This is a genomic window from Bifidobacterium miconisargentati, from assembly GCF_019331675.1.
Classification (GTDB): domain Bacteria; phylum Actinomycetota; class Actinomycetes; order Actinomycetales; family Bifidobacteriaceae; genus Bifidobacterium; species Bifidobacterium miconisargentati.
The window spans coordinates 24,826-31,722 of record NZ_JAHBBJ010000023.1 but is presented as its reverse complement, the minus strand read 5'-3'; the positions used below and the strand labels follow the sequence as shown (position 1 = coordinate 31,722).

3 protein-coding genes and 1 pseudogene are annotated in these 6,897 nt (G+C 64.0%); all 4 read right to left on the bottom strand.

Going from position 1 to position 6,897, the window contains the following annotated elements; translation table 11 throughout:
- Nucleotides 1-246: 246 nt before the first annotated feature.
- The 4 genes and pseudogenes from KIH81_RS11280 to KIH81_RS11265 all read right to left on the bottom strand — a co-directional run bounded on the left by KIH81_RS11280 (nt 247) and on the right by KIH81_RS11265 (nt 6,849).
- Complete coding sequence (locus KIH81_RS11280) at nt 247-1,668, bottom strand: ABC transporter substrate-binding protein (protein WP_214305409.1); 1,422 nt, start codon at nt 1,666-1,668, stop codon at nt 247-249.
- Between the two features lie 142 nt (nt 1,669-1,810).
- Nucleotides 1,811-3,157 (bottom strand): annotated as a pseudogene (locus KIH81_RS11275) (ABC transporter substrate-binding protein).
- 331 nt (nt 3,158-3,488) lie between these two features.
- The gene (locus tag KIH81_RS11270) at nt 3,489-5,570 is read right to left on the bottom strand and encodes a beta-galactosidase (RefSeq protein ID WP_214305408.1); all 2,082 of its coding nucleotides are present in this window, start codon (nt 5,568-5,570) and stop codon (nt 3,489-3,491) included.
- Between the two features lie 280 nt (nt 5,571-5,850).
- Nucleotides 5,851-6,849, bottom strand: a complete 999-nt coding sequence (locus KIH81_RS11265) for a carbohydrate ABC transporter permease (RefSeq protein ID WP_214305407.1) — start codon at nt 6,847-6,849, stop codon at nt 5,851-5,853.
- Nucleotides 6,850-6,897 lie beyond the last annotated feature (48 nt).

Below are 6,897 nucleotides of genomic sequence, written 5' to 3'. Positions count from 1 at the left end.
CCATCCGCATGGCCTACGGCTTCCACCACGTCACCAACCTCATCAGCCTCGTCATGCTCAGATGCGGCGGACTCAACATCCAACTACCAACACCAGCAACCTAACCCACGAAAACAGCAGAAGCCTCTAAAAAATTGGCTCCCCTTGCGAGGGGAGCTGTCACCGTAGGTGACTGAGGGGTAGTAGAAGAGCGGCGAGAGCCGCGGAACTACAGCATCGGCCCGCGAAGCGGTGCCGATTCCGTTGCTACTGAATCGTGAAGCCCTGGTTGAGGCCGTATTCCTTGAGGTCCTTCTGCCAGGCGGACAGCCCGTCGCTCAGGCTGACCTTTTTGCCGGGATCAGCCTTGGGCTTGAGCGGGTTGCCGTCGGCGTCCGTCTGCCCCAGCTCGATGGCCTCCTGCCGTTTCAGATACGACTGGAATGACGAGGCCCACTTGTACGCCTTACCTACGGTGGTCTTGAAGTCGCTGCGCGCGTACACCTCGAACGGGAGGTACTGGTATCCCACGGACACGTCCTCGGCCGCCTCCGAAAGCACGCGGTTGAACTTCTGCCCTCCGAAGTACGGGATCTCCAGGCCGGATTCGTTGGTGACGGTGGTTTTGTCCAGGAAGTCCTGCGAGTTGAGGGTCGCGTAGTCAGCGGGGAACGCGCCGCCGTCCACACGGGCGGCGATGCCCTGCTTGTCGTGGGTCACGAAGTCCACGAACCGGTAGGCCGCGTCCGGCTTGCGTGTGAGCTGCAGTACGGCGAGCGCCGACCCGCCGCTTTCGGCGTTGGTGGGCAGGCCGTCGTAGGTGGGCATGGTGGTCACGCGCCACAGGCCGGCCGCGCCGGGCACGTTGGCGAGCAGCAGCGAGGGCATCCATGCGCCGGAGAACACGGAGGCGATGGTGCCGGTGCCCACCCGGCGCTTCCATCGGCCGGACCAGGTGGCGGAGGTGGTGTCGATGAGGCCTTCGTCGATCATCTTCTGCCAGAATTCGGTGAAGCGCTGCGTGCCGGCGTCCTTGTCGAGGTCGATGGTCACGGTCTTGCCGTCGCGCGAGGTATGGAAGGGCTGGCCGCCGGCGAGCCAGATCATCGCGTCGTAGAAGCTGCCGTCGCCCGAATCGGCGGCGATGTACGCGCCGATGTTCTTAAGTTTCTTGGCGGCCTCGTAGTAGTCGTCCCAGGTCTTGATCTGGGTGGCGTCCACGCCGGCCTGTTCGAACACGTCGGCGTTGTAGAAGAATCCCATGGGGCCCGAATCCATCGGCAGGCCGTAGGTGCGGCCGGCGAGCTGCACGGAGGACCAGGTGCCGAGGGTGAAGAAGTTCTGGTAGTCGGAGCCGATGCGGTCGGTCAGGTCAAGGAGCTGCCCGGAGACGGCGTACTGCATGAGCGCGTAGTACTCGATCTGCGCCACGTCCGGGGTGCCGTAGCCGTCCTGGATGGCGGTGTTGAGGTTGTCGTATCCGGAGATGTTGGTCCATTCGACGCGGATGTCCGGATTGGCCTGTTCGAATCGCTGGATGACCTTGCCCATGCTTGGCTCCCAGCTCCATACGCTGATGACGGTGCGGTTGTCCTCGGTGGCCTGCCCGCAGGAGGCCAGCGCCACGGTGAGTATGGCGGCCAGTGCCGCGGTCGCCGTTCGCCTGATTCGCCGTCCGATCATACGCATGGTGACGAGTGTACTATTCGCCGGGTATTGGAGGCGATGCCCGGCGAAACGGCGGAACCCCGCCCGCAGCGGTGTGCGGACGGGGTTCCGGTAGGGAGGGTGTTCGGGAATCGCTATTTGCGTAATCTCCGTGGGGTCGGGCTTACTTGACGGTGAAGCCCTGATCCTTGCCGTAGTCCTGCAGGGCCTTCTGCCAAGCGGCGATGCCGTCGCTCAGCTTCTGGTCACCGGTGTAGGACTTGCCGACGTAGTCGCCGAAGATGGTGCGGGCCTTGACCTCGAAGGGCAGGAACTGGTAGTCGGAGGACACGTTCTCAGCGGCCTGGGCCAGGACCTCGTTGTACTTCTGACCACCGAAGTAGTCCACGTCCTCGCCGTCGGCGTTCTTGACGGTGGTGGCGTTCTTGAAGGAGTCGGACTCAAGGGAGGCTTTGTCGGCCGGGAAGGCGCCGCCGGCCACACGGGTGGCCACGCCGTCGCCGTGGTTGGCGTACTCGATGAACTGGTACGCGGCATCGGCCTTCTTGGAGGAGGCGAGCACGGCCAGCGAGGAGCCGCCGTTCTCGGAGTTGGTGGCGGAGCCGTCGGCGGTCGGCATCTGGGTCACGCGCCACTTGCCGGCGCCGTCAGCGGCGGAGTTGGCCAGGTTGGCAGGCATCCAGGCACCGGTGAGCAGGGAGGCGATGGTGCCGTCGACCATGCCCTTGAACCAATCCTCGGACCAGCCGGCGGTCTTGGTGTCGAGCAGGCCCTCGTCCAGCATCTTCTGCCAGAACTCGTTGAACTTCTGGACGTTCTCGTCACCGGTCAGGTTGATGGTGACCTCGGAACCGTCGGAGGAGGTCTTGAACGGCTGACCACCGGCGAGCCAGGTCATGGAGTCGTAGAAGCCGGCGTCACCCGTATCGGAGGTGATGTAGTAGTTGTCGCCAAGGGCGTGGATCTTCTTGGCGGCCTCGTAGTAGTCGTCCTAGGTCTTGATCTGGGTGGCGTCAACGCCGGCCTTGTCGAAGACTTCCTTGTTGTAGAAGAAGGCCATGGGGCCGGAATCCATCGGCAGGCCGTAGACCTTGCCGGCGAACTGCACGGAGGCCCACGGGCCGGGGGTGTAGAAGTCGGAGTAGCCGGAGGTCTTGTCGGTGATGTCCAGCAGGTTCTGCTTGATGGCGTACTGCGGGATGGCGTAATACTCGATCTGGGCCACGTCCGGAGCGCCGTTGCCGGCCTCGATGGCGTTGTCGAGCTGAGTGTATTCCTTGGTGTTGGTGCCGACGTTCTTGAGATCGACCTTGATGCCGGTCTTCTTCGTGAAGTCCTTGGCGACCTGGGTCAGCGTGGGCTCCCAGGCCCAGACGGTGATCTCCTGCACGTCCTTCTCCTGTGCAGGCTGGCTGCTGGAGTTGCTGTCGGAACCGCAGGCGGCAACGGAAACCAGCATGGCGACGGCGCCGGTGAGGGCGACGGCCTTCTTGGCGGTGGTGAACTTCATCGTTCTGTTCTCCTTCCTCGAATCGTCCAGAACGATTCAAACTTATTTTTGTCGCTCGTAACCATAGACGTTTGCCGGGGCTAAACTCCTCATTTCACCTCGACGTTGAGAATCGGCTTACTGTTGCCGATTGCTAATGTATGGTTGCGATAACATCTTCTAGTATACACACGGTTTCCGCAAGCGCAAACGGAAACCGTCGGCGTGTTATCGCAAACACTACATATCCGGGCGGTTCCGCTTCGGCCCGGCAAAGACGTAAAAATGCCCGGAACCGTGCATGGTTCCGGGCATTGCAATCCTTGGGACGTACGGGCTGTTCGGCTTACGCTTACAGCTTCACGACGAGGACGCCGTTGGGCTGGATGGCGGCGGTGTGTTCGGACTCGTTGACCTGGGCCAGCGAGGCGACCAGCGGCTCGCCCTCCACGTCCACCACGGCCACATCGTGCGTGCGGTTGAACAGGAACACGAAGTGGTTCTCGTCGGTGGCGTCCGCGCGCTCCACGCGCAGCACCTCGCCGCGATCGTCCTCGGCGGACGTTTCGATGCCCAGTTCCTCAAGCAACGCGGGCAGGCTCTTGGCCAGCCCCTCGCGGCCGAGTCGGGCACCCACGTACGCGGCCTTGCCGTCTCCGAAATCGTTGACGGTGATGGCCGGCGCACCGTTGAGGCCGGTCCACTTATCCGCCTTGAAGGAGGCAACCACGTGGGCGGTGTCCGCCACGGAGGTGATCACGTCGGCGAAGTCGTGCGCCACGGCGCCGTTGGTGAGGTCGAGGTGGCCCATCGCGCCCGGGAAGTCGTTGCCCATCGGGGCGAACTCCTCCACGCGCACGCCCACCACGTCGCGGATGGAACCGGGGTAGCCGCCAAGCCAGACGTGGTCCTTCTCGTCCACCAGACCGGTGTAGTAGGTCACGAACAGCTTGCCACCGTTGGCCACGTACTCGCGCACGCGGCGGGAGGTCTCCTCGGAGAGGATGGCCAGGCTCGGCAGCACCACGGCCTCGTACTGGTCCCAGGGGCCACGGACGGGCACCACGTCGGCGGTGAGACCGTTGTCCGCCAGCGCGCGGAACCACGCGAGCGGCTCGGTCCAATGGCGTACCTCCTGAGTAGGCGTGGCGGTGTGTTCCGTGGCCCACTGGGACTCGTAGTCGAACACGACGGCGACCTTGGACTTGACCAGCTTGGTCTCCAGCAGGCCCTCGTCGGCGAGTTTGTTGAGATCGGCACCCAGCTCGCACACGTCGCGGAAGATCTGGGAGTCCGGGCCCGCGTGCGGCACCATCGAGGAGTGCCACTTCTCGGCGCCGGCCTTGGACTGGCGCCACTGGAAGTAGCAGATGGCGTCGGAGCCCATGGCCAGGTGGGCCAGGGAGTCGCGCACCAGTTCGCCGGGCTCCACGCGGTAGTTGATCGGGCGCCAGTTGACGGCGGACGTGGAGTGCTCCATGAGGAACCACGGGTTCTTGCGGGCGATGCCGTCGCACAGGGAGGCCGAATAGGCCAGCTCGTCGAAGTGCGCCTCGCCGGGCGTGAAGTAGTGGTCGTTGGACACGAAGTCCACGTCGTAGCCCCACTTGTCGTAGTCAAGGCCGGTGCCGCCGGCGGAGACCATGAAGTTGGTGGTCTGCGGCTTGCCGGGGGTGATTTCGAGCAGGGCGTCGCGTTCGGCCTTGTAGAAGTCGAGCAGGGCGTCGGAGCTGAAGCGCTTCCAGTCGAGCAGCTTGCCGGGGTTCATGAAGTTGCCGTCGCCGATGAAGCGCGGCGGGATGATCTCGGAGAAGTCGTTCATACGCTGCGCCCAGAAGGCGGTGCCCCAGGCGTCGTTGACGGCGTCGATGGTGCCGTACTTCCTCTCGCACCACTGCTGGAAGGCGCGCTCGGCGTCCTCGGAGTAGTCGAAGCGGTTGTGGCAGCCGTACTCGTTGCTCACATGCCAGGAGACCACGTACGGGTTGTCCTTGTAGTGTTCGGCCATCTTGTGGCAGAGCTTCAGGGCGTAGTCAAGGAAGACCGGGCTGGTGGCGCGCCAGTGCTGGCGGGCGCCGGGCTGGCAAACGTCGCCGCGGTAGTCCACCCACAGGATCTCCGGGTGGGCCTGGGTCATCCACATGGGCGGAGAGGCCGTACCGGAGGCGAGGTCGACGGCGATGCCGGCCTTGCCGAGCTTGTCGATGACGCGGTCGAGCCAGTCGAAGTCGTAGACGCCTTCCTCGGGCTCGAGCTTGGCCCAGGAGAAGATGGCCACGGAGACCAGGTTCACGCCGGCCTGCTTCATCAGCTCGACGTCCTCGTCCCAGACCTCCTCGGGCCACTGGTCGGGGTTGTAGTCGCCGCCGTACCAGATGCGGGGCTTGTTGCCCGCAAGCGGCTGCGGCCATTTGAATGGACGATGTTCGGTCATGGTTATTGATCCTTGTACAACGTTGTTTATGAGGATTCTCAGGGTGGGGAGAAATCGGCCGGTGGCCGATGCCGTGGGTTCCACAGGCCTTGCGGACTGCTCCTCTTCTCTCCCCCACCCGCTTCGCGGGAGCCCCCTCGTCAGAGGGGGCCGAGGCCTGCACAGGTAAGGCTCGGCTCCCCTTGCCAGGGGAGCTGGACGCCGCAGGCGGACTGAGGGGTAGCAGAAGAGCAAGCGGAAGCCCGCGGGAAACACGGCATCGGCCGCAAGGCCGATCCCACTACTCCTTGACGGCGCCGGCGGCCAGGCCGGACTGCCAGTACTTCTGCAGGCACAGGAACGCGATCACCAGCGGGATGATCGTGATCAACGAACCCGTGATCACCAGATTCTGAATCGCCTGACCACCAGCGGTCGAAGCCTGGTCCTTCCACTGGTTCAAGCCGATCGTCAACGGATACCAGTCGGCGTCCTTCAACATGATCAACGGCAGGAAGTAGTTGTTCCAAGTAGCCACGATCGTGAACAGGGCGGTCGTCACGATGCCGGGGGCCAGCAGGGGCAGGCTGATGGTCCAGAACGTGCGGAACTCGCTGGCGCCGTCCACGCGCGCCGCCTCCAGCAATTCGGTCGGCACGGCCTGCTCGGAGAAGATCCACATCAGGTACAGGCCGAACGGGCTGATCAGGCTCGGGATGATCATGGCCCACGGGGTGTTCGTCAGGCTCAGCTTGGCGAACAGCAGGAACTGCGGCACCGCCAGGGCGATGCCCGGCACGGAGATGGAGCCGATGATCACCGCGAACACGGCCTTGCGGCCGGGGAAGCGGAACTTGGCGAGCGCGTAGCCGCCCATGATGGCCAGCAGGGTCGCGCCGCCGGCACCCACGACCACGTACAGCAGCGTGTTGACCAGCCAGCGGCCGAAGATGCCGTCCTGATACGTGAACACGGTCACGATGTTGTCCCATAAGGCGAAGCTCTTGCCGAAACCGAGACCGAACGTACTCGTGAAGTCCGCCTGGGTCTTCGTCGCGTTGATCGCCAGGTAGACGAACGGGAACAGGCAGTACACCGCGAAGATCGCGCACAGCACGGTCATCAGCGTGGAACGCCTCGGGTTGTTCACGTTCGCGAAACCGGCCTTCTCGCTCCTCTTGCGCTCCGCGGCCTCGTCACGCGCGATGCGCTTCTGACGTTCCTTCTCGGCCTTTTTGGCGGCCCGCTCCTGGGCCCTCAGCTCCGCATCAGTCAGACGGGCACTCGTCGCCGCACTCATCACGCACGCTCCTTCACAATCACAGTCACATCCACATTCATCATCGAG

Coding starts and splice junctions, on each gene's coding strand:
- KIH81_RS11280 (WP_214305409.1), bottom strand. CDS start 1,668: ATGCGTATGATCGGACGGCGAATCAGGCGAACGGCGACCGCGGCACTG.
- KIH81_RS11270 (WP_214305408.1), bottom strand. CDS start 5,570: ATGACCGAACATCGTCCATTCAAATGGCCGCAGCCGCTTGCGGGCAAC.
- KIH81_RS11265 (WP_214305407.1), bottom strand. CDS start 6,849: ATGAGTGCGGCGACGAGTGCCCGTCTGACTGATGCGGAGCTGAGGGCC.